17 protein-coding genes, 3 tRNA genes, 2 rRNA genes and 1 riboswitch (1 of these 23 only partly in view) are annotated in these 21,317 nt (G+C 61.8%); of the genes, 12 read left to right on the top strand and 10 right to left on the bottom strand.

Features of this window, described 5'->3' with window-relative positions; all coding sequences use genetic code 11:
• From PverR02_RS21815 to PverR02_RS21805, 3 genes are all read left to right on the top strand, one after another.
• Positions 1–1,543: ribosomal RNA gene (locus PverR02_RS21815) — 23S ribosomal RNA — on the top strand (it extends 1,348 nt beyond the left edge of the window).
• A gap of 156 nt (positions 1,544–1,699) precedes the next feature.
• A 5S ribosomal RNA gene (gene rrf / locus PverR02_RS21810) occupies positions 1,700–1,815 on the top strand.
• 193 nt (positions 1,816–2,008) lie between these two features.
• Positions 2,009–2,242: a hypothetical protein gene (locus PverR02_RS21805; RefSeq protein WP_017847731.1), complete on the top strand. Its 234-nt coding sequence runs from the start codon at positions 2,009–2,011 to the stop codon at positions 2,240–2,242.
• Positions 2,243–2,296: 54 nt separating this feature from the next.
• Here PverR02_RS21805 and chrA read toward each other — a convergent pair whose 3' ends face one another.
• The gene (gene chrA, locus PverR02_RS21800; protein WP_079444397.1) at positions 2,297–3,505 is read right to left on the bottom strand and encodes a chromate efflux transporter; all 1,209 of its coding nucleotides are present in this window, start codon (positions 3,503–3,505) and stop codon (positions 2,297–2,299) included.
• Positions 3,506–3,659: 154 nt separating this feature from the next.
• Here chrA and PverR02_RS21795 point away from each other — a divergent pair, with 154 nt between their 5' ends.
• Positions 3,660–4,220: a nucleotidyltransferase family protein gene (locus PverR02_RS21795; protein ID WP_079444396.1), complete on the top strand. Its 561-nt coding sequence runs from the start codon at positions 3,660–3,662 to the stop codon at positions 4,218–4,220.
• Positions 4,221–4,313: 93 nt separating this feature from the next.
• Here PverR02_RS21795 and PverR02_RS21790 read toward each other — a convergent pair whose 3' ends face one another.
• The 4 genes from PverR02_RS21790 to PverR02_RS21775 form a co-directional block, all read right to left on the bottom strand.
• Entirely contained in the window at positions 4,314–5,081 is a 768-nt protein-coding gene (locus PverR02_RS21790; protein WP_046382621.1) for an ABC transporter ATP-binding protein, read from the bottom strand.
• On the bottom strand, positions 5,078–6,082 hold the full coding sequence (locus PverR02_RS21785; RefSeq protein WP_079444395.1) for a FecCD family ABC transporter permease: 1,005 nt from the start codon (positions 6,080–6,082) through the stop codon (positions 5,078–5,080). Before PverR02_RS21785 ends, PverR02_RS21790 begins: the two co-directional genes overlap by 4 nt.
• Positions 6,079–7,089 carry an ABC transporter substrate-binding protein gene (locus PverR02_RS21780; RefSeq protein ID WP_079444394.1) on the bottom strand — a complete coding sequence of 337 codons (1,011 nt, stop codon included), beginning with the start codon at positions 7,087–7,089 and terminating at the stop codon, positions 6,079–6,081. Before PverR02_RS21780 ends, PverR02_RS21785 begins: the two co-directional genes overlap by 4 nt.
• Positions 7,090–7,203: 114 nt before the next feature.
• A riboswitch (cobalamin riboswitch) is annotated at positions 7,204–7,398 on the bottom strand.
• A 35-nt stretch (positions 7,399–7,433) separates the two neighbouring features.
• Positions 7,434–8,363, bottom strand: a complete 930-nt coding sequence (locus PverR02_RS21775; RefSeq protein WP_079444393.1) for a DNA/RNA non-specific endonuclease — start codon at positions 8,361–8,363, stop codon at positions 7,434–7,436.
• Positions 8,364–8,497: 134 nt separating this feature from the next.
• Between PverR02_RS21775 and PverR02_RS21770 the strand changes: the two genes are divergently transcribed.
• Together PverR02_RS21770 and PverR02_RS21765 are read left to right on the top strand one after the other, a co-directional pair.
• Positions 8,498–9,559 (top strand): M4 family metallopeptidase, encoded by a 1,062-nt coding sequence (locus PverR02_RS21770; protein WP_046487116.1) that lies wholly within the window; start codon positions 8,498–8,500, stop codon positions 9,557–9,559.
• 28 nt (positions 9,560–9,587) lie between these two features.
• Positions 9,588–9,893, top strand: a complete 306-nt coding sequence (locus PverR02_RS21765; protein ID WP_017847723.1) for a protealysin inhibitor emfourin — start codon at positions 9,588–9,590, stop codon at positions 9,891–9,893.
• A 55-nt stretch (positions 9,894–9,948) separates the two neighbouring features.
• Here the strand turns inward: PverR02_RS21765 and PverR02_RS21760 are convergent, their stop codons facing one another.
• Positions 9,949–11,340: an aldehyde dehydrogenase family protein gene (locus PverR02_RS21760; protein ID WP_079444392.1), complete on the bottom strand. Its 1,392-nt coding sequence runs from the start codon at positions 11,338–11,340 to the stop codon at positions 9,949–9,951.
• Between the two features lie 103 nt (positions 11,341–11,443).
• Here PverR02_RS21760 and ptrR point away from each other — a divergent pair, with 103 nt between their 5' ends.
• Entirely contained in the window at positions 11,444–12,316 is an 873-nt protein-coding gene (ptrR, locus tag PverR02_RS21755; RefSeq protein WP_046382626.1) for a putrescine utilization regulator PtrR, read from the top strand.
• 45 nt (positions 12,317–12,361) lie between these two features.
• On the opposite strand, the gene PverR02_RS21750 is transcribed toward ptrR, so the two are convergent.
• Complete coding sequence (locus PverR02_RS21750) at positions 12,362–12,571, bottom strand: hypothetical protein (protein WP_017847720.1); 210 nt, start codon at positions 12,569–12,571, stop codon at positions 12,362–12,364.
• A gap of 111 nt (positions 12,572–12,682) precedes the next feature.
• On the bottom strand, positions 12,683–13,879 hold the full coding sequence (locus PverR02_RS21745; protein ID WP_017847719.1) for an amino acid aminotransferase: 1,197 nt from the start codon (positions 13,877–13,879) through the stop codon (positions 12,683–12,685).
• A 345-nt stretch (positions 13,880–14,224) separates the two neighbouring features.
• On the opposite strand from PverR02_RS21745, the gene uvrB reads away from it, so the two are divergent.
• Positions 14,225–16,240: an excinuclease ABC subunit UvrB gene (uvrB, locus tag PverR02_RS21740; protein ID WP_017847718.1), complete on the top strand. Its 2,016-nt coding sequence runs from the start codon at positions 14,225–14,227 to the stop codon at positions 16,238–16,240.
• A gap of 245 nt (positions 16,241–16,485) precedes the next feature.
• On the opposite strand, the gene PverR02_RS21735 is transcribed toward uvrB, so the two are convergent.
• Together PverR02_RS21735 and PverR02_RS21730 are read right to left on the bottom strand one after the other, a co-directional pair.
• On the bottom strand, positions 16,486–17,976 hold the full coding sequence (locus tag PverR02_RS21735; RefSeq protein WP_169850652.1) for an MDR family MFS transporter: 1,491 nt from the start codon (positions 17,974–17,976) through the stop codon (positions 16,486–16,488).
• A gap of 49 nt (positions 17,977–18,025) precedes the next feature.
• The gene (locus PverR02_RS21730; RefSeq protein ID WP_017847715.1) at positions 18,026–19,072 is read right to left on the bottom strand and encodes an HlyD family secretion protein; all 1,047 of its coding nucleotides are present in this window, start codon (positions 19,070–19,072) and stop codon (positions 18,026–18,028) included.
• A gap of 196 nt (positions 19,073–19,268) precedes the next feature.
• Between PverR02_RS21730 and gltX the strand changes: the two genes are divergently transcribed.
• The 4 genes from gltX (at position 19,269) to PverR02_RS21710 (ending at position 21,252) form a co-directional block, all read left to right on the top strand.
• Positions 19,269–20,750, top strand: a complete 1,482-nt coding sequence (gene gltX, locus PverR02_RS21725; RefSeq protein WP_017847714.1) for a glutamate--tRNA ligase — start codon at positions 19,269–19,271, stop codon at positions 20,748–20,750.
• Between the two features lie 147 nt (positions 20,751–20,897).
• A tRNA-Ala gene (locus PverR02_RS21720) sits at positions 20,898–20,973 on the top strand.
• Positions 20,974–21,050: 77 nt separating this feature from the next.
• Positions 21,051–21,126: transfer RNA gene (locus tag PverR02_RS21715), tRNA-Glu, on the top strand.
• Positions 21,127–21,176: 50 nt separating this feature from the next.
• Positions 21,177–21,252: transfer RNA gene (locus PverR02_RS21710), tRNA-Ala, on the top strand.
• Positions 21,253–21,317: the final 65 nt, after the last annotated feature.

Here is a 21,317-nt window from a genome sequence, read left to right as displayed (position 1 = left end):
CTGAAAAGCGTAGTCGATGGAAAACAGGTTAATATTCCTGTACTTCTGGTTATTGCGATGGAGGGACGGAGAAGGCTAGGCCAGCTTGGCGTTGGTTGTCCAAGTTTAAGGTGGTAGGCTGGAATCTTAGGTAAATCCGGGATTCTAAGGCCGAGAGCTGATGACGAGTTATCTTTTAGATGACGAAGTGGTTGATGCCATGCTTCCAAGAAAAGCTTCTAAGCTTCAGGTAACCAGGAACCGTACCCCAAACCGACACAGGTGGTTGGGTAGAGAATACCAAGGCGCTTGAGAGAACTCGGGTGAAGGAACTAGGCAAAATGGCACCGTAACTTCGGGAGAAGGTGCGCCGGTGAGGGTGAAGGACTTGCTCCGTAAGCTCATGCCGGTCGAAGATACCAGGCCGCTGCGACTGTTTATTAAAAACACAGCACTCTGCAAACACGAAAGTGGACGTATAGGGTGTGACGCCTGCCCGGTGCCGGAAGGTTAATTGATGGGGTTAGCTAACGCGAAGCTCTTGATCGAAGCCCCGGTAAACGGCGGCCGTAACTATAACGGTCCTAAGGTAGCGAAATTCCTTGTCGGGTAAGTTCCGACCTGCACGAATGGCGTAACGATGGCGGCGCTGTCTCCACCCGAGACTCAGTGAAATTGAAATCGCTGTGAAGATGCAGTGTATCCGCGGCTAGACGGAAAGACCCCGTGAACCTTTACTATAGCTTTGCACTGGACTTTGAATTTGCTTGTGTAGGATAGGTGGGAGGCTTTGAAGCGTGGACGCCAGTTCGCGTGGAGCCAACCTTGAAATACCACCCTGGCAACTTTGAGGTTCTAACTCAGGTCCGTTATCCGGATCGAGGACAGTGTATGGTGGGTAGTTTGACTGGGGCGGTCTCCTCCTAAAGAGTAACGGAGGAGTACGAAGGTGCGCTCAGACCGGTCGGAAATCGGTCGTAGAGTATAAAGGCAAAAGCGCGCTTGACTGCGAGACAGACACGTCGAGCAGGTACGAAAGTAGGTCTTAGTGATCCGGTGGTTCTGTATGGAAGGGCCATCGCTCAACGGATAAAAGGTACTCCGGGGATAACAGGCTGATACCGCCCAAGAGTTCATATCGACGGCGGTGTTTGGCACCTCGATGTCGGCTCATCACATCCTGGGGCTGAAGCCGGTCCCAAGGGTATGGCTGTTCGCCATTTAAAGTGGTCCGCGAGCTGGGTTTAGAACGTCGTGAGACAGTTCGGTCCCTATCTGCCGTGGACGTTTGAGATTTGAGAGGGGCTGCTCCTAGTACGAGAGGACCGGAGTGGACGAACCTCTGGTGTTCCGGTTGTCACGCCAGTGGCATTGCCGGGTAGCTATGTTCGGAATAGATAACCGCTGAAAGCATCTAAGCGGGAAACTAGCCTCAAGATGAGATCTCACTGGGACCTTGAGTCCCCTGAAGGGCCGTCGAAGACTACGACGTTGATAGGTTGGGTGTGTAAGCGCTGTGAGGCGTTGAGCTAACCAATACTAATTGCCCGTGAGGCTTGACCATATAACACCCAAGCAATTTGCGAACTCGAAAGAGACCAGATTGCGGTGTGTGAAGACGAAACGAACCGAAAGTTCGACTCTTACAAAACACCGAAAACTATCGCATACCCAATTTGCTGAAGCGAGGCCAACAGGCCACGACTCAGTACCCGAATTTCTTGACGACCATAGAGCATTGGAACCACCTGATCCCATCCCGAACTCAGCAGTGAAACGATGCATCGCCGATGGTAGTGTGGGGTTTCCCCATGTGAGAGTAGGTCATCGTCAAGATTAAATTCCAGAACCCCTGTTTGCTTACGCAGACAGGGGTTTTGTTTTGGGCGGTCGGAAAGGGCCACTGAATCTGTAGACACTCGATGTCCGGTTTTGGGCCGAAAGCAGCCCCTTTCTCGACAAACAGGTCTACCATGCCAGCCCGGCAGTGGTCCACGCGCTACCGTCCATTTTTCATAAAGGCTTCGCAATGACCATCGACCAAATCTCCCTTCCCAAAGGTGTCGGCCCTCACGCCTCCAAACTCCTCGACGCCATCACCGGTGCCTCCACCCACGAAGAACTCAACCGTGCCGGCGGCAAAGCCGAAGGTTTTGTCTTGGGCCTCGAGTCCACCAAAGCCATCAAGAGCCAAATCGCCGAGTCGTTGTATGTGGCTTACGACGACGCGGCGAGCAATCGCGCGAGTGAGTTGAAGGGCTAGTCGTCAGCCGCCGAGGTCTTCGGACAGGTCAAGCAGCAAGGCGCGGTGGACGTGTTACAGGGCAAGACTCAATAACCATCCGAGCGCGCCGCTTCCGACAACCACCAGCCACGGTGGCAGCTTCCACACCATCAACGCCACCAGGCCGACCAGGGCCAGGCCGAAATCCCGTGCGCTGAAGATCGCACTGGTCCATACCGGCTGGTACAGCGCCGCCAGCAACAGCCCCACCACCGCAGCGTTCACGCCCGCAAGGGCGGCCTGGGTGCGCGGGCTGCGGCGCAGGCTTTCCCAGAAGGGCAGTGCGCCGAGCACCAGTAAAAACGACGGGGCGAAGATGGCCAGCAGGCAGAGCAGGCCGCCGAGCCAGCCGCTCGGGGCCTGGCTCATCGACGCGCCGAGGAACGCGGCGAAGGTGAACAAGGGGCCGGGCATGGCCTGGGCGGCGCCATAGCCGGCGAGGAAGACATCGTTGCTCACCCAGCCGGTGGGCACGACTTCGGCCTGCAGCAGCGGCAGCACCACGTGGCCGCCGCCGAACACCAGCGAGCCGCTGCGGTAGAACGCGTCGGTCATCGCCAGGCCCTGATTGGGGATCAGTTGGGCCAGGATCGGCAGGCCGGCCAACACCAGCACAAACAGCGACAACCACATCGCCCCCGCGCGGCGGCTGAGCGTCACGGGTAACGCATCGTGCGCGGCCGGTGGCGTGGGCTTGAACAGCAGCAGGCCCGCCAGCGCCGCCGCGCTGATCACGGCGACCTGGCCCCACGCCGAGGTTTGCAGCAGGGCCACGCACGCCGCGATCAGCATCACGGTGATGCGCGCTGCGTCGCTACACAGATTGCGCGCCATGCCCCACACGGCTTGGGCGACCACGGCGACGGCCACCACCTTAAGGCCATGCAGCGCACCCGGCGGGAGCGCCGTGCTGTGCTGGGCAATGCCCAAGGCGAACAGGATCAGCACAACGGCCGACGGCAGCGTAAACCCCAACCATGCCGCCAGCGCCCCACCGTAGCCAGCCCGCGACAGACCCAGCGCGATACCTACCTGGCTGCTGGCCGGGCCGGGCAGGAATTGGCACAGCGCGACCAAATCCCCATAACTGCGCTCGCTCAGCCAGCGGCGCCGGGTGACGAACTCGTCGCGAAAGTAACCCAGGTGTGCGACGGGGCCACCGAAGGAGGTGAGCCCCAAGCGCAGGAAAATCAGAAACACCGACCAGGAGCTGGCGGGGCGATCAGTCGGGGAATGGGCCAAGGTCGGCGTCTCGGTGAGGGCAATAGGGGAGCGGTGTGTCGAGGCACCTTAGCGAATTTTGATGACGTGAAGAAGAGGCCGTTACGTGAAAGCGTAACCCGCGTTGTTGTACTGTTGGCTCCCCAGGACAGGTGCCCACTGCAAAGGATTGAACATGACATTGACCGTCGAAACCTTTCTCGAGTTGGCCATGGCCAACCCCATCAACGCCGAGATCACCGCGCGCCTGCCGGCCCTTGGTGTGAACCAGTGCATGCTGACCGCGGGCTGTCTGTTCCAGGCTGTTTGGAATCATCAGTCGAATCTGCCTGCTGACCAGGGGGTAAAGGACTACGACGTTTTTTACTTCGACCCGGACCTTTCCTGGGAGGCCGAAGACGTGGTCATTCGCGCTGCACAGCGGCTGTTCGAGGATTTGGAGGTAGAAATTGAAGTGAAGAATCAGGCGCGCGTTCACCTTTGGTATGGCCAGCGGTTTGGCCGACCGTATCCGCAGCTGCACTCCGCGCGCGCCGGGATTGATCGTTACCTGGTGGCCGGGACGTGCATCGGGCTGGATGTGGCGACGGGCGAGGTGTATGCGCCGTTTGGTTTGACTGATATGGAGCAGGGCCTGCTCAGGATCAACCCGATCAATCCTGAGCCGGAGTTGTTTGCGCAGAAGGCGCGCAGCTATCAGGCGCGATGGCCTTGGCTGAGGATTGTCGAGGATTAGCCCAGCGCGCGCGGCCGTTCGGCAGGTGCTGCGCGCTGATCCCATCGCCGCCTCGCCGGGCTCGACAGCGCCGACATTTGAACGGTGTTGCCGTTAAGCGCGCAGTCGCAGAATCTGCGCCCCGTCAAACGGGTCCGTCAGGTAGTGCGCCTGCACCCCGAAGGTGTCCTGCAGCCGCTGCGGCGTCAGCACGTCCTGCGGCTTGCCCAGCGCCACCAAACGCCCGCGGTCCAGCACGGCCAGGCGATCACAGGTCAGTGCCTGGTTGAGATCGTGCAGGGCGATCAAGGTCGTCACGGGTAACGCCTGCACGCCCTTGAGAATCGACAGTTGATGCTGAATATCCAGGTGGTTGGTCGGCTCATCCAACACCAGAATCTGTGGCCGTTGCGCCAGGGCGCGGGCGATGTGTACGCGTTGGCGCTCACCGCCGGAGAGGCTGCGCCAGGCGCGGTTGCTCAAGTGCATGGCGTCCACGTCGTGCAGCGCCTGGCGCACGATGCGATCGTCTGCCTCGGACCACGGGCTCAGCGCTGACAGCCACGGGGTGCGGCCCAATGCGACAGCGTCGAACACCCGAATGGCATCGTCGGTGTCGGCCTGTTGTTCCACCACGGCCAGACGTTGTGCCACGGTGCGGCGGGGCAGTTCGCCCAGGCGCTCGCCACCCAGGCGTACTTCGCCATGAGCGGGGGTACGCAACCCGGCCAACAGTTTGAGCAAGGTGGATTTACCCGAGCCGTTCGGGCCGACGATCCCGAGGGTTTCGCCGGGCGCCACCTCCAGGTGGATATCCCGCAGCAACTCGGCTTCCCGCACCTTGAAGCCCAGCCCGCTGCAGCTCAATACCGGCGCACTCATCGAGGGTTTCTCCGGCCGATCAGAATCAGTGCAAACACCGGCGCGCCGACCAGCGCAGTGACCACGCCGACCGGAATCACCTGGCCCTTGATCAAGGTGCGCGACAGTACATCCGCTGCAATCAAAAACAGCGCGCCGCCCAATGCGCTGGCCGGCAACAGGCGCGAGTGCCCGGTGCCGAGCAGCAGGCGCGCGGCATGGGGAATCACCAGCCCGACAAAACCGATGGAGCCGACAATCGATACCATCACCGCCGTGACCAGCGCCGCGCAGCCCACCAGCACCCATTGCACGCGGCGCACCGGGATGCCGAGGGAGGCCGCCGAGTCGCGCCCAAAGGTGAACGCATCCAGCGCCCGACGATGCCACAGGCACACCGCCAACCCGGCGACCGCCACCGGCACCGCCAGCCACACCGACGGCCAACGCACGCCGCTGAGGTTGCCCAGCAGCCAGAACAGAATGCCGCGCGCCTGTTCGGAGCTGGCCGACTTGGTGATCAGGAACGCGGTGAGCGCATTGAACAGCTGCGAGCCGGCAATGCCTGCGAGGATGATCTGCCCGGTGCCGCTGGACGAACCGCTGGCCCGTGCGAGCAATACCACCAGCGCAAACGCCGCCATCGCTCCGCCGAACGCACCGACCGACAGCGAAACCAAGCCGCCGCCGACGCCCATCAGCACCACCAGGACTGCGCCGGTCGAAGCGCCGGCGCTGATGCCCAGCAGGTAAGGATCGGCCAGGGGGTTGCGCAACAACGACTGCAAAATCACCCCGCAGGTGGCCAGCCCGGCCCCGCATGCGGCGGCGACCAGGGCGCGGGTCAGGCGGTAGTTCCACACCACGCCTTCATCGATCGGGTCCAGCACGTAGCCGGCCGCCCACAGTTTGTTGGCGAGTACCTGCAACACCACCTGCGGTGCGATGGCGGTTTCGCCGATGGCCACGCCGGCGAGCACGGCGATCAGTAGCAATACCAGGGCGAGTAGGGTTCGTATCATTTCGGCAGGTCGTAGCCGTCGATGGCCGCAGCCAGTTGTTCAAGACCCTCGAAGGTCCGCACGCTGGCCTGCAGGGCCATGGCGTCGAGGATGATGATGCGGTTGTGTTTCACCGCGTCCATGTTGCGCGTCACCGGGTCGCTGCGCAGGAAGGCGAGCTTCTGTGCATGATCGTCGGCCGGGTAGCGGCGGCGGTCCATGCGGGCGATCACCAGCACGGTGGGGTTGGCCTTGGCGATGGTTTCCCAGCCGACGGCGGGCCATTCCTCATCAGACTGCACCACGTTGCGCAGGCCGAGCGTTTGCAGCATGAACTCGGGGACACCCTTGTGACCGGCCACATAGGGATCGCTGGCCATCTCGGCGCTGGAAAACCACACCAGCGCGCTGGCCTGCTTGAGCCCCTTGGCTTGCACGGTGGCGACGGACTTGGCCAGGCGCGCCTTGAGTTCATCGTTGAGTTGCTGGCCGCGATCCTGCACGTCGAAAATCTCCGCCAACTGGCGGATGCCCTTGTAGATCGTGTCGATGCGGAACGGCTCCAGCCGCGTGCCGTCGGCGCCCACCCGGTTGTTCTTGGCTTCGCAGTCGGAGGGCAGCAGGTAGGTGGGGATCTTCAACTCATGAAACTGCTCGCGGGTGCCCACCACGCCTTGCGGGCCGACCACCCATTCCAGCTCGGCCGCCACCAGTTGCGGGCGCTTGGCGATCACCGACTCGAAGCTCGGTTCGTTATTGGCCAGGCGTTCGATGCCGTCGTTCAGCGCCTTGAACTGTGGCAGCACGTTGTTGAACCACAGCGACGTGCCGACCACTCTATCGCCCACGCCGAGGGCATAGAGCATTTCGGTGGCAGCCTGGCCGATGGTCACGGCGCGGGCGGGCGCTTGCGCGAAGGTCAGGCTGCTGCCGCAGTTCTCCACCGTCAGCGGGTACTGAGTGGGGGCCGCTTGGGCCAGGGCACACAGGCCCAGGCCGGTGAGCAGGGCGGTAACGCGTGGCAGCATTGGGCAATCTCCTTGGAGCCGTACCTGGAACAGGGGGTGTACGGTTCGGAAACACGCCCTCGACCGCTGCGGGTGAGGCAGGCAAGGATGTCCTTCCCGGACACCCCGCCGGTTAGTGATTTTGCTGGGCCGGCAGGTCTCCTGACTGATGCGTCGTCGCCACGCTCCGGCCTTCCCGGACGGGGTCCAGTGGCAGTGGGGGAGCGGGCTCGGCATCTACAGTTGCGGGGGCAGTTCCGATTGGCGCGGTGTACCGCGCTTCGGATTCCCTATTAGTCCCGTTTGGGAACCGGCGCGGTATGGTAGTCGATCACGGCGGGGCGATATAGCCTTAGGTCGTCCGGTTACAGACGAATATCTTCAGGGCCCTGGATCAGCGCTTCAATTCGCGTCCCCGTGGCGCGCTCTTCATTGCTGAAACCATCGTAGTCGGCCAGGTTGGCGAAGCGGATACCGGTCAAGCGTTCGATCTGAATCACGCTGCGCTGGTAGGTTCTGAGCTGGCCGAACATGAGGTCGAGCTGACCCAGCTCGCGGTTTTGGTCGATCATGTAGGCGCTGGCGCAGGGCTTGCCGTCGTCGCTGAGGTAGGCGACCACTTTCCAGAACGCTTTGGGGATTTTAACGCCCCGGTAGACGCGGTCGTCGTCCGCCAACACCGGGCCGGTAAACACCGTGGCCCGGGCTTTCCAGCGTTGTGTGTTATCGAGAATGTAGTCCTCGAGTTCCAGCCAGGTCTTCTGGTTGAACCCGCTCATCTGCGGTGAGCAGTTGGTGAAGTGGAAGGTGTCGGCATTGGCGATGTTGGCCGCGTCACCCCAGTTGGGGTCCTGTCGGCGCACCAGATGACCGCGGTCCAGGCCATTGTCGGTGTAGAGCGCATCACCCACCTGTGCGCTGATGGGCAGGCGGCCGTCGTAGGCCCAGGCGTCGTTGCTGCGGATGATATCCACATGCTGTGCGCCATCGATATTGGCGCCCACGTAGAGTGCCAGTCGCCTCGAGCGCGACATGGTCACTGAGAAATGCGTGTAGTCCAGGCGCAGCGGCTGTACGTCAGCCAGCAGGGCTTCATCCACCGTGGGCCATGGCACCACGAAGCGGTCGAGAAACGCTTCAGCGTAGCCGCGCCGGTCCTGCAGGTCCTTGGCCGCGGTGACACGCGCAGTCGCCGCCCTGGCCTCCATGAGGCTGGGGCCAGCCGCGAGCAACGGGCGCAGGTCGGCGAGCCGGGGGCGGTGCGAAAGGTCGATTTTGGTGGCGCGTGGGGGCATTGTAAGTTCCTCGCAGTCCTCGGATTAACACTACTGCAGCATAGCTTCATGACAATTTGGCCCAAGCCGCCACGGCAGGACTATTCTTGAACGGTTACCCGGACGTTCACCCCACGCCAAAATGGAGCCAGCCAATGTGTGTTCGCCAGCATCGCAACCCGATTTTCTGCCTGATCCCGCCATACATGCTCGACCAGATCGCCCGCAACGGCGATAAAGCGCAACGGGAAGTCGCGTTACGCACACGCGCCAAAGACAGCACGTTCCGTTCGTTGCGCATGGTTGCCGTACCCGCCAAAGGGGCCGCCCACATGGCCCTGCCCATGGGCGCCGAAAAACGGCGTTCGATCTACAGCGCCGAGGGCGCCGATAGCCTGCCGGGCAAGTTGATCCGTGGCGAAGGGCAACCCGTCAGTGGTGATGTGGCGGTGGACGAGGCCTACGATGGGTTGGGCGCCACATTCGATTTTTTCGATCAGGTCTTCGACCGCAACTCCATAGACGACGCCGGTATGGCGCTGGACGCGACCGTTCATTTTGGCCAGAACTACAACAATGCATTCTGGAACTCGAGCCAGATGGTGTTTGGTAATGGCGATCAGCAACTATTCAACCGGTTCACGATAGCCCTTGATGTCATTGGCCATGAGTTGGCCCACGGTGTGACCGAGGATGAGGCCAAGCTGATGTATTTCAATCAATCCGGTGCGTTGAACGAGTCGCTGTCCGACGTGTTCGGCTCACTGATCAAGCAGTACGCGCTGCAGCAAACGGCGCAAGATGCGGATTGGTTGATCGGCAAAGGGTTGTTTACCAAGAAAATCAAAGGCACTGCGTTGCGCTCGATGAAAGCGCCGGGCACCGCGTTCGATGACAAGCTGCTGGGCAAGGACCCTCAGCCTGGGCATATGGACGATTTCGTGCAGACCTATGAGGACAACGGCGGGGTGCATATCAATTCCGGTATTCCCAACCATGCGTTCTATCAGGTAGCCACGAAGATCGGCGGGTTTGCCTGGGAGCGCGCAGGGCGTATCTGGTATGACGCGTTACGCGATGCGCGGTTGCGGCCGAACGCGGGGTTTCTGCGTTTCGCGCGCATCACCTACGACATTGCCGGTCGGCTGTACGGTGCTGGCAAGGCCGAGCACAAGGCGGTGAAGGAAGGCTGGAAAGCAGTGGGCATTAACGTCTGACAACCCGCCTGGGCGGTGAGGAACAGCCATGCAAATTTCGATCAAGGAAATTGGGGGACCCGCGTTTTTCCCGGGCCTGGCCCGACCGAACACCGTGGAACTGGAGACGCTGCCCGAGGCGGACCAGCAAGAGTTGCGGCAACTGATCGAGGCTTCACACTTCTTTCAGTTGCCGCAAAGCACCGCGCCGGAACCCGGTAATCCAGGCCAGGTGCATTACACCCTGACCGTGACCGAAGGTGAGCGCGAGCACACGGTCTGTGTGCTCGCGCCAGTGAAGTCAGAGGCGCTGGACGGGCTGGTGCAGTGCGTGCGCCGGCATATCCGCTGCTGAGCCTGCTGCGCAGCCCCGCGGGATCACGCTCCCTTGCCGCAGGGATTGCTGTGGATTATTTGCGATCCAGCCACACCGTCTGCGCATTGCAGAATTCCCGCACGCCAAAGTGCGACAACTCCCGCCCAAAGCCGCTTTTCTTCACGCCGCCAAACGCCACCCGCGGGTCGGACACGCTGAAGGCGTTGACGAAGATCCCGCCGGTTTCCAGCTGGTCGGCGATCTCGCGTGCTTTCGCCGAGTCGCGGGTGAAGATGCTCGCGGTCAGGCCGAACTCGCTGTCGTTGGCCAGGGCCACGGCGTGATCGGCGTCGCGGGCGCTGATGATGGAGGCGACGGGGCCGAACAGCTCTTGTTTGAACGAGGTCATCTGGTCGGTGACGTCGGCCAGTACGGTCGGTGCGTAGTAGTTGCCGGCGCCGGGCACTTTGTCGCCGCCCAGCAGCAGAGTCGCGCCTTCTGCCAGGGTCGCCTGGACCTGGCCGTGCAGTTCGTCGCGCAGGTCGAAGCGGGCCATCGGGCCGACGTAGGTATGGGTTGAGGTCGGGTCGCCCATCACCAGTTGGCGGCTGGCTTCGACGAACTTGGCGGTGAAGGCGTCCACCACGCCGGCTTCGATGATCAGGCGCTTGGCCGCGGCGCAGACTTGGCCGCTGTTCTGGAAACGGCCGATCACCGCGGCCTGGACGGCGGCGTCGAGGTCGGCGTCGTTGAGCACGATGAACGGGTCGCAGCCGCCCAGTTCGAGCACGCATTTCTTCAGCGCGGCACCGGCCTGGGCGCCGATGGCCATACCGGCGCGCACGCTACCGGTGAGGGTGACGGCGGCGATGCGTGGGTCGGCGATGGTTTTGGAAACACCGTCCTGGGTCACGTTGAGCACTTCGAACAGGCCTTCGGCAAAGCCGGCTTTGTGGAACGCCGCTTTCATCAGGTAGGCGCTGCCCATCACGTTCGGTGCGTGTTTGAGCACGTAAGTGTTGCCGGCGAGCAGCGTCGGCACGGCGCCGCGCAGGACTTGCCAGACCGGGAAGTTCCACGGCATCACCGCGAGGATCGGGCCCAGCGGGCGGTATTCGATGTGCGCGCTGCCGTTGTCCACCAGCGTCGGTTCCGCGGCGAGCATGGCTGGACCGTGGGCGGCGTACCATTCGCTGAGTTGCGCACATTTCTCGATTTCGGCGCGGGCCTGGACGATGGGTTTGCCCATTTCCAGGGTGATCATCTGCGCCATCGCTTCGGCTTGCTCACGCAGCGCGCCGGCCAGGGCCTGCAACCGCTCTGCGCGCTGGCTGAGCGGCTGGCGGCGCCAGGTGCGGAAAGCGGCGGTCGCGCGGTTGAGGGTGGCGTCCAGCTGGGCCTCGTTTTCATACGGGTAACTGCCGACCGTTTCGCCGGTGGCGGGGTTGATCGAGAGGGCGTGGGTCTGGTGAGCGATAGCGTTCATGGCACCGTCCTGCTGAAGGTTTGGATTGGAATCAGCGTAAGGGGCTATATCTTTTCTGGAAAGTGAATAATATTAAGCAATACGTTCACGATTGGAGAATGATTTGGACCTGGTGCAGCTGGAAATCTTCAAGGCCGTTGCCGAGCAAGGCAGCATCAGCGCCGCCGCGCAGTTGATTCATCGGGTGCCGTCCAACCTGACCACGCGCATCAAGCAACTGGAGCAGGATCTTGGCGTTGCGCTGTTTATCCGCGAGAAGAGCCGCCTGCGTCTGTCCCCGGCCGGGTGGAATTTCCTCGGCTATGCGCGGCGTATTCTCGACCTGGTACAGGAAGCCCGTGCGACGGTGGCGGGGGAGGAGCCCCAGGGCGCGTTTGCCCTCGGTTCGCTGGAAAGCACCGCAGCGGTACGTATTCCCGCATTGCTGGCGGCATATAACCAGAAGCACGCCAAGGTCGAGCTGGACCTGAGTACCGGGCCCTCGGGTACGATGATCGAAGGCGTGTTGTCGGGGCGTCTGGCGGCGGCATTCGTCGATGGACCGGTGTTGCATGCCACCCTGGAGGGCCTGGCGGTGTTCGAGGAGGAGATGGTGGTGATTGCACCGCTGCATCACGCGCCGATCACCCGCGGGCAGGATGTGAACGGGGAAAGCATCTATACCTTTCGCTCCAACTGTTCGTACCGCCACCACTTCGAGCGCTGGTTCGCACAGGACGGCGCGGTGCCGGGGCGGATTTTCGAGATGGAGTCTTACCACGGCATGCTTGCCTGCGTCAGCGCCGGGGCCGGCCTGGCGCTGATGCCGCGCAGCATGTTGGAAAGCATGCCGGGGTTTACCACGGTGAGTGTGTGGCCGCTGACGGACAGTTTCCGCGTCTTGCACACTTGGTTGATCTGGCGCCGAGGCACGGTGTCGCAAAGCCTAAACAGTTTCGTAAGGTTACTGGAGGAACGCGTCCTGGCAACCCCATAAAACCACTGTGGGAGGGGGCTTGCCCCTTCCACCTTTCAATCATCATCAGCCGCCGAATTGCAGGGTACCCATCGCCAATTTGGCCATTATCGCTGTCGCACCCAATTGCACCAGCCACAGGGCCAACCCGCCGAGGAATACGCCGAGGGCCACTTGCAAAACCAGGCTTTTCTGGCGCTTGGCTTGCGGCGCGCGCGGGGTGAAGTGGTCCAGTTCGTCGCGGTCGGCACGCAGGTCCAGGTCGTCGTTTCTCATAGGGCTCTCACAGCAAAGGGGCAGTCGGAGTTCAGTCTAGGGGAGCAGGGCGTTTTCTGACAGGCATTAAAAAGGGAAGCCGTAGCTTCCCTTCGTTCAGCGCCGCCAGGTTTATAGAACCTGAACAATCGCCTTCGTTACCGCACCAATGTTCGACTGGTTCAACGCGGCCACACAGATACGCCCGGTGTCCAGCGCGTAGATGCCAAACTCGGTGCGCAGACGGGTGACTTGCTCAACGGTGAGGCCGGAGTAGGAGAACATCCCACGCTGGCGACCGACGAAGCTGAAGTCGTGGCCCGGCGCAGCCTTGGCCAGTTCGGCGACCATCTGCTCGCGCATGCCACGGATGCGCAGGCGCATCTCCGCCAGCTCGGCTTCCCACTGGGCGCGCAGCTCAGGGTTGTTCAGCACTGCGGCCACGACCGCCGCGCCGTGGGTCGGCGGGTTGGAGTAGTTGGTGCGGATCACGCGCTTGACCTGGGACAGGATGCGCGCGCTTTCTTCCTTGGATTCGCTGACGATCGACAGCGCGCCCACGCGTTCGCCGTACAGGGAGAACGACTTGGAGAACGAGCTCGATACAAAGAACGTCAGGCCCGATTCCGCGAACAGGCGCACTGCGGCGGCGTCTTCGTAAATGCCATCACCAAAACCCTGGTAGGCCATGTCGAGGAACGGCACCAGGTTTTTCGCCTTGACCACGTCCAGAACTTGTTGCCAGTCGGCCGGGCTCAGGTCGACGCCGGTCGGGTTATGGCAGCAGGCGTGCAGCACCACGATCGATTGCGGCGGCAGGGCGTTGAGGTCGGCGAGCAGGCCGGCACGGTTCACGTCGTGGGTGGCGGCGTCGTAGTAGCGGTAGGTCTGCACCGGGAAGCCGGCTTTTTCGAACAGCGCCTGGTGGTTTTCCCAGCTTGGGTCGCTGATGGCAACCACGGCATTGGGCAGCAGTTGCTTGAGGAAGTCTGCACCGATCTTCAGCGCGCCGGTGCCGCCGACCGCTTGTGCGGTAATCACACGGCCAGCGCTCAGCAGCGGCGAGTCAGCACCAAACAGCAGCTTTTGCACAGCCTGGTCGTAGGCCACGATCCCGTCGATCGGCAGGTAGCCACGGGCGGCGTGTTGCGCCACGCGAATGGCTTCCGCTTCGGCAACGGCACGCAAGAGTGGAATCTTCCCCTCCTCGTTGCAGTAAACGCCCACGCCAAGGTTGACCTTGGTGGTTCGTGTATCGGCGTTGAATGCTTCGTTGAGGCCCAGGATTGGATCGCGTGGTGCCATTTCGACAGCGGAGAACAGGCTCATTTTTGCGGCAGCTCTTTGGGGGAAAGGAGGGACGTGTCGCGCTCCAGCCGAATGCACTAGAGCGGTGCACAAACGGGGAGCTAGTATAGAGGCCATCACGGTCAAGGGCGACAACCGAAACGGCTTTTCGGCCAAGTTTTTCGGTTTATTTACCGACCGTCAGTCTTAATCCAACCTTGAGCGTAGACGGCAGGTCGGACGATTGCCTTGAAACCCGGCACATTCGTCACCACTTCTACAGCTATCATGGTTTTTTCCTGCAACCTGCGATGAAAATTCGCGGGTCGCTGAGCTTTTTTCGTCCTTGGTGGAGTGCAGCCGGGGGTGACTTGAAAGAGGTACGTTATGTCGGATTTCCAGCTCGTCACCCGCTTTGAACCCGCCGGCGATCAACCCGAAGCGATTCGCCAGATGGTCGAAGGCATCGAAGCGGGCCTGTCGCACCAGACGCTGCTCGGGGTGACCGGTTCGGGCAAGACGTTCAGCATCGCCAACGTGATCGCGCAGATCAACCGCCCGACCCTGGTACTGGCACCGAACAAAACCCTGGCCGCGCAGTTGTATGGCGAGTTCAAGGCGTTCTTCCCGAACAACGCGGTGGAGTACTTCGTTTCCTACTACGACTACTACCAGCCCGAAGCCTATGTGCCGTCCTCCGATACCTTTATCGAGAAGGACGCATCGATCAACGACCACATCGAGCAGATGCGTCTGTCAGCGACCAAGGCGCTGCTGGAGCGCAAGGACGCGATCATCGTCACCACGGTGTCGTGCATCTACGGCCTCGGCAGCCCGGAAACCTATCTGAAGATGGTGCTGCACGTCGACCGTGGCGACAAACTCGACCAGCGCGAACTGCTGCGTCGGCTGACGAGCTTGCAATACACGCGCAACGACATGGACTTCGCCCGCGCCACCTTCCGCGTGCGCGGCGATGTGATCGACATCTACCCGGCGGAGTCCGACCTGGAAGCGATCCGCATCGAGCTGTTCGACGATGAAGTCGAGAGCCTGTCGGCGTTCGACCCGTTGACCGGCGAAGTGATCCGCAAACTGCCGCGTTTCACCTTCTACCCCAAAAGCCACTACGTCACGCCGCGCGAAACCCTGATGGGCGCCGTCGAGGGCATCAAGGTCGAGCTGGCCGAGCGCCTGGAATACCTGCGCGCCAACAACAAGCTGGTGGAAGCCCAGCGCCTGGAACAACGCACCCGTTTCGACCTGGAGATGATCCTGGAACTGGGTTACTGCAACGGCATCGAAAACTACTCGCGCTACCTCTCGGGCCGTGAATCCGGAGCGCCGCCGCCGACGCTCTACGACTACCTGCCGGACGACGCGCTGCTGGTGATCGACGAATCCCACGTCAGCGTGCCGCAAGTCGGCGCGATGTATAAGGGCGACCGTTCGCGCAAGGAAACCCTGGTGGAATACGGCTTCCGCCTGCCGTCGGCGCTGGACAACCGGCCGATGCGCTTCGACGAATGGGAACGCATCAGCCCGCAGACCATCTTCGTCTCGGCGACGCCCGGCAATTATGAGGCTGAGCATGCGGGGCGCGTGATCGAGCAACTGGTGCGCCCGACCGGCCTGGTCGACCCGCAGATCGAAATCCGCCCGGCGTTGACCCAGGTCGACGACCTGCTCTCGGAAATCAGCAAGCGCGTGGCCCTGGAAGAGCGGGTGCTGGTCACCACGCTGACCAAGCGCATGTCCGAAGACTTGACCGACTACCTGGCCGACCACGGCGTGCGCGTGCGCTACCTGCACTCGGACATCGACACCGTGGAGCGCGTGGAGATCATCCGCGACCTGCGCCTGGGCACCTTCGATGTGCTGGTGGGGATCAACCTGCTGCGCGAAGGCCTGGACATGCCGGAAGTGTCGCTGGTGGCGATTCTGGACGCGGACAAGGAGGGCTTCCTGCGCTCCGAGCGTTCGCTGATCCAGACCATCGGCCGTGCGGCGCGTAACCTCAATGGCCGGGCGATTCTCTACGCCGACCGCATCACCGGCTCCATGGAGCGGGCGATTGGCGAGACCGAGCGCCGTCGCGACAAGCAGATCGCCTTCAACCTGGCGAACGGCATCACGCCCAAAGGCGTGTTCAAGGACGTCGCCGATATCATGGAAGGCGCCACCGTGCCTGGCTCGCGCAGCAAGAAGCGCAAAGGCATGGCCAAGGCCGCCGAGGAAAGCGCCAAGTACGAAAACGAACTGCGCTCGCCGAGCGAGATCGCCAAGCGTATCCGCCAGTTGGAAGAGAAAATGTACCAGCTGGCGCGGGATCTGGAGTTCGAAGCGGCGGCGCAAACCCGCGATGAAATCGGCAAGTTGCGTGAGCGCCTGTTGGCGGTTTGATCGGTGGTGGCGGTACTGGCCTCATCGGGGGCAAGCCCCCTCCCACATTTGACCGCATTTCAACGTTGGAACCCGATCAAGTGTGGGAGGGAGCTTGCTCCCGATAGGCGCGACACAGTCTCAATGACTCCCCCAGCCTCAAGCCCCGCCGGCAACGTCTTGGTCAACAAAGTCACCAGCATGCCCAAGCTTGAAATGCCGTCAAATGTGGGAGGGAGCTTGCTCCCGATAGGCGCGACACGGTCTCAATGACTCCCCCCAGCCTTAAGCCCCGCCGGCAACGTCTTGGTCAACAAGATCGCGAGCATGCTTACGCCCAACGCGAACCCCACGCAGTGAAACGCATCGTTGTAGGCCATGATCTGCGCCTGCTGGTGCGTAATCTCACTGAGTTTGCCCAGCGCCGCCGTCGGGTTGCCGAACTGTTCCGTCAGCGTCGCCAGCCGCTCCGCCACCTGCGGGTTGGTCGGCACGATCGCTTCGCGTAAATAATCGAAATAGGTCTTGGTGCGCGCATCCAGCAAGGTCGCCAGCAGCGCGATACCGATGGCGCCGCCGAGGTTGCGCAAGATGTTGAACAGGCTGGAAGCCGACCCTGCGTCCTGCGGCAGGATGTAGGCCGTGGCGATCAGCGAGATGGTCACCATGATCAACGGCTGCCCGAGGGCGCGGATGATCTGGATCTGGTTGAACTGGCTGCCGGCAAAGTCTGGGTTGAGCACCCCCGAGGAAAAACTCGCCAGGCCGAACAGCCCGAAGCCTACGGCGCACAGCCATTTGGGCGACACGTATTTCATCAGCTTGGGCACCAGCGGGATCAGGAACAGCTGCGGAATGCCCATCCACATGATCACTTCGCCGATCTGCAGCGCGTTGTAGTTCTGGATCTGCGCCAGGTACAACGGCAACAGATAGATCGAGCCATACAAGCCGACACCCATCCCCAGGCTGGAAATGCTCGACAGGCCGAAGTTGCGATTGGCCAGGATGCCAAGGTTGATCAGCGGGTTGGGTTTGGACAGCTGCACAATCACGAAGGTGATCAGGCTCAGCAGGGCGATGCTGCCCAGGCTGACGATCAGGTTCGATTCGAGCCAGTCCTTGCGGTGGCCTTCTTCCAGAAACACCTGCAAACAGCCCAAGCCGATGGCGAGGCTGACGATGCCGGCGTAGTCGGTGCTTTTGAGCAACTCCCAGTGGGGCGCCTTTTTTTCCAGGCCGTAGAGCAGCCCGGCGATCATCAGCAGCCCGGGCGGCACGTTGATGTAGAAGATGTATTCCCAGCCCCAGTTTTCCGTGAGCCAGCCGCCGATGGTCGGACCGATGGACGGCGCGAAGGTGGCGGTCATGGCAAACATCGCCATGCCTTTGGCGCGGTGGTGCTCGGGCAGCTTGATCAGGGTCAGGGTGAACGCCAGCGGGATCAGCGCGCCGCCGGTAAACCCCTGCAGGGCGCGGAACACGATCATGCTTTCCAGGCTCCAGGCCATGGAGCACATCAGCGAGGCGATCAGGAACCCCACCGACACCCACACCGCCAGGCGCCGTGCCGAGAGCAACTGCACCAGCCAGGCGGTGAGGGGGATCATGATGATTTCGGCCACAAGGTAGGAGGTGGAAATCCACGAGCCTTCTTCCAGGGTGGCCGACAGTGCGCCCTGGATGTCCTTGAGGGACGAGTTGGTGATCTGGATGTCGAGCACCGCCATGAAGGCGCCGAGCATCACGCTCATCACCGCGATCCAGTCGCGCCGGGTCGGTTCGCCGACCGGGCGCAGCAGTTGATCACCGGCCATCAGGCTGATCTTTGATGTTCACTTTGACCGTGACGGACATGCCGGGGCGGATCTTGCCCTTCAGCGGGTTATCCGCAGCAAACGTAAGTTTCACCGGAATCCGTTGAACGACTTTGGTGAAGTTGCCGGTGGCATTGTCCGGCGGCAACAGGCTGAACTGCGCCCCGGAGGCCGCGAACAGGCTGTCGACCCGCGCTTCGATCGGCGTATCGCCGTAAGCATCGAACGTCAGCTCGGCCTTTTGCCCAGGCTGCATGTGGCCGATCTGGGTTTCCTTGAAGTTGGCCTGAATCCAGATGTCCTGGTCGGGGACGATCGACAGCAGGTAGGCACCGGCCTGTACGTATTGGCCGTTGCGCGCGGCGCGTTGGCCGACCAGGCCGCTGATGGGCGCGTGGATTTCGCTGCGGGTCAGGTTCAGCTCGGCCTGGGCCAGGTCGGTTCTGGCGTTGGCGATCAGCGCGTCGAGGCGCTTGATCTCGGCATTCAGCGCGTTGACCTGCTGGCGCTGCCCCTGCAGGTCGGCCTGGGCCATGGCCACTTGGGAGCGGGCGATATGGTTGTCGGCGGAGAGGGTGGTCACCCGTTCTTCCGAGACGTAGCCGGGTTTGCGCAGGGTTTGGGCGCGGGACAGGTCGATCTGCGAACGACCCAGGCTGGCCTGGCTGGACGCGACTTTGGCTTCGCCGGCGGCGATCAGGCTGGCTTGCTGGGTCAACTTGCTCTGCGCCTGGGTGCGCTCGGCTTCGCGCATGGCGAGGGCGGCGTTGGCGCGGTCCACGGCGAGGTGGAAGTCGTCGTCTTCAAGCCTCACCAGCAACTGGCCTTGTTGCACGTGCTCGTTGTCGCCCACCAGCACCTCGACAATCCGCGCGCCGAGCTGGCTGGAGACACGGGTAATCTCACCCTGCACGTAGGCGTTGTCGGTGCTTTCGTAGAAGCGGCCCCTGAAGAACCAATGGGCGAAGAAACCCAGGGCGATCAGGCTCACGATCAATACGAAGATAAGCAGGCGGCGTTTCAGTGGGGCAGGCATGGGCGCGGAGTCTGTAACAAGAGGTAATGGAATATAACCAGCCAGCCAGCTGGCAAATAGCTACGGCGAGTCTCCAGGCTCAAACTTGGCCTATATGCCATGCTCGGTACGGAGGACGCTGGAGCCTAAGTGCCCATGGCTGTTACCATTCGCCCCTTGTTTCAATTTCAGTTATATCGCCCATTCGAGACCAGCCATGACCACCGTCCGCACGCGCATCGCGCCATCGCCTACCGGGGACCCCCACGTCGGCACTGCCTACATCGCCTTGTTCAACTACTGCTTTGCCAAGCAGCACGGCGGTGAATTCATCCTGCGGATCGAAGACACCGATCAACTGCGTTCGACCCGCGAGTCCGAACAGCAGATTTTCGATGCCCTGCGCTGGTTGGGCATCACCTGGTCGGAAGGCCCGGACGTCGGCGGCCCGCACGGCCCGTATCGCCAGAGCGAGCGCAGCGACATCTACAAGCAGTACACCCAGCAGTTGGTCGACATGGGCCATGCGTTCCCCTGCTTCTGCACCGCCGAAGAACTGGACCAGATGCGCGCCGAACAACAGGCCCGTGGCGAAACCCCGCGCTACGACGGCCGTGCGCTGCTGCTGTCGAAAGAAGAAGTGGCCGCGCGCCTGGCGGCCGGCGAGCCCCATGTGATCCGCATGAAGGTGCCGAGCGAAGGCGTGTGCGTGGTGCCGGACATGTTGCGCGGTGACGTCGAGATCCCGTGGGACCGCATGGACATGCAAGTGCTGATGAAGACCGACGGCCTGCCGACGTACTTCCTGGCCAACGTGGTCGATGACCACCTGATGGGCATCACCCATGTGCTGCGCGGCGAAGAATGGCTGCCCTCGGCGCCGAAGCTGATCCTGCTCTACGAGTACTTCGGCTGGGAACAACCGCAGTTGTGCTACATGCCGCTGCTGCGCAACCCGGACAAGAGCAAGCTGTCCAAGCGCAAGAACCCGACCTCGGTGACCTTCTACGAGCGCATGGGCTTCATGCCCGAAGCGATGCTCAACTACCTGGGCCGCATGGGTTGGTCGATGCCTGACGAGCGCGAGAAGTTCTCGCTGCAGGAAATGGTCGATAACTTCGACCTGTCCCGCGTGTCGCTGGGTGGGCCGATCTTCGATATCGAGAAGCTGTCGTGGCTCAATGGCCAGTGGCTGCGTGACCTGCCGGTGGAAGAGTTCGCCAGCCGTGTGCAGCAGTGGGCGTTGAACCCCGAGTACATGATGAAGATCGCGCCGCTGGTGCAGGGCAGGGTGGAGACGTTCAGCCAGGTCGCACCGTTGGCCAGTTTCTTCTTCGCCGGTGGCGTGAACCCGGACGTCAAACTGTTTGAGTCGAAGAAACTCTCCGCCGATCAGGTGCGCCAGTTGATGCAACTGATCCTATGGAAGCTCGAAAGCCTGCGCCAGTGGGAGAAGGACGCCATCACCGCGACGATCCAGGCCGTGGTCGAATCCCTCGAGCTGAAATTGCGCGATGCCATGCCGTTGATGTTTGCCGCGATCACCGGGCAGGCCAGTTCGGTGTCGGTACTCGACGCGATGGAAATTCTCGGCCCGGACCTTACGCGTTTCCGTCTGCGCCAAGCCCTTGATTTGCTTGGTGGTGTGTCGAAGAAAGAAAACAAAGAGTGGGAGAAGCTGCTGGGCGCGATCGCCTGAGTCAGCGCTTGTGGCGGCCAAACCCCGGTTTTTCGGGGTTTGGTTGGTAAGTGATTGTTATCCCGGCAAAAAATTTTGGAAATTGTTGAAAATAAATTTGACACGTTCCCAAAGCGCCATTAAGATTCGCCCCGTCCTCACCGATGAGGGGCTATAGCTCAGCTGGGAGAGCGCTTGCATGGCATGCAAGAGGTCAACGGTTCGATCCCGTTTAGCTCCACCAATTTACAGGTTCAAGGTCTGGCCACACCGTCCTTGAATCGATCAGGCCTAGCTTGATCAGGTTGTACAGAAGGTTTTGTCCCCTTCGTCTAGTGGCCTAGGACACCGCCCTTTCACGGCGGTAACAGGGGTTCGAGTCCCCTAGGGGACGCCAGTTTCAACAAGCAGTTCGCAAGGCCTGCTGCGCCGCGAGGCGAAAAATCCGGGGCTATAGCTCAGCTGGGAGAGCGCTTGCATGGCATGCAAGAGGTCAACGGTTCGATCCCGTTTAGCTCCACCAATTTACAGGTTCAAGGTTTTGGCCACGCCGCCCTTGGATCGATCAGTCTCAGCCTGATCAGTTGT

Origin of the sequence: Pseudomonas veronii (genome assembly GCF_002028325.1) — a bacterium.
In the GTDB taxonomy this organism is placed as follows: domain Bacteria; phylum Pseudomonadota; class Gammaproteobacteria; order Pseudomonadales; family Pseudomonadaceae; genus Aquipseudomonas; species Aquipseudomonas veronii.
Note: the sequence above shows the minus strand (reverse complement) of the source record. Positions and strands in the feature narration are given on the sequence as shown.

Excerpts from the sequence above, each read along its gene's own strand:
- PverR02_RS21805 (WP_017847731.1), top strand. The coding sequence starts at position 2,009 with ATGACCATCGACCAAATCTCCCTTCCCAAAGGTGTCGGCCCTCACGCC.
- PverR02_RS21795 (WP_079444396.1), top strand. The coding sequence starts at position 3,660 with ATGACATTGACCGTCGAAACCTTTCTCGAGTTGGCCATGGCCAACCCC.
- PverR02_RS21790 (WP_046382621.1), bottom strand. The coding sequence starts at position 5,081 with ATGAGTGCGCCGGTATTGAGCTGCAGCGGGCTGGGCTTCAAGGTGCGG.
- PverR02_RS21785 (WP_079444395.1), bottom strand. The coding sequence starts at position 6,082 with ATGATACGAACCCTACTCGCCCTGGTATTGCTACTGATCGCCGTGCTC.
- PverR02_RS21780 (WP_079444394.1), bottom strand. The coding sequence starts at position 7,089 with ATGCTGCCACGCGTTACCGCCCTGCTCACCGGCCTGGGCCTGTGTGCC.
- PverR02_RS21775 (WP_079444393.1), bottom strand. The coding sequence starts at position 8,363 with ATGCCCCCACGCGCCACCAAAATCGACCTTTCGCACCGCCCCCGGCTC.
- PverR02_RS21770 (WP_046487116.1), top strand. The coding sequence starts at position 8,498 with ATGTGTGTTCGCCAGCATCGCAACCCGATTTTCTGCCTGATCCCGCCA.
- PverR02_RS21765 (WP_017847723.1), top strand. The coding sequence starts at position 9,588 with ATGCAAATTTCGATCAAGGAAATTGGGGGACCCGCGTTTTTCCCGGGC.
- PverR02_RS21760 (WP_079444392.1), bottom strand. The coding sequence starts at position 11,340 with ATGAACGCTATCGCTCACCAGACCCACGCCCTCTCGATCAACCCCGCC.
- PverR02_RS21750 (WP_017847720.1), bottom strand. The coding sequence starts at position 12,571 with ATGAGAAACGACGACCTGGACCTGCGTGCCGACCGCGACGAACTGGAC.
- PverR02_RS21745 (WP_017847719.1), bottom strand. The coding sequence starts at position 13,879 with ATGAGCCTGTTCTCCGCTGTCGAAATGGCACCACGCGATCCAATCCTG.
- uvrB (WP_017847718.1), top strand. The coding sequence starts at position 14,225 with ATGTCGGATTTCCAGCTCGTCACCCGCTTTGAACCCGCCGGCGATCAA.
- PverR02_RS21730 (WP_017847715.1), bottom strand. The coding sequence starts at position 19,072 with ATGCCTGCCCCACTGAAACGCCGCCTGCTTATCTTCGTATTGATCGTG.
- gltX (WP_017847714.1), top strand. The coding sequence starts at position 19,269 with ATGACCACCGTCCGCACGCGCATCGCGCCATCGCCTACCGGGGACCCC.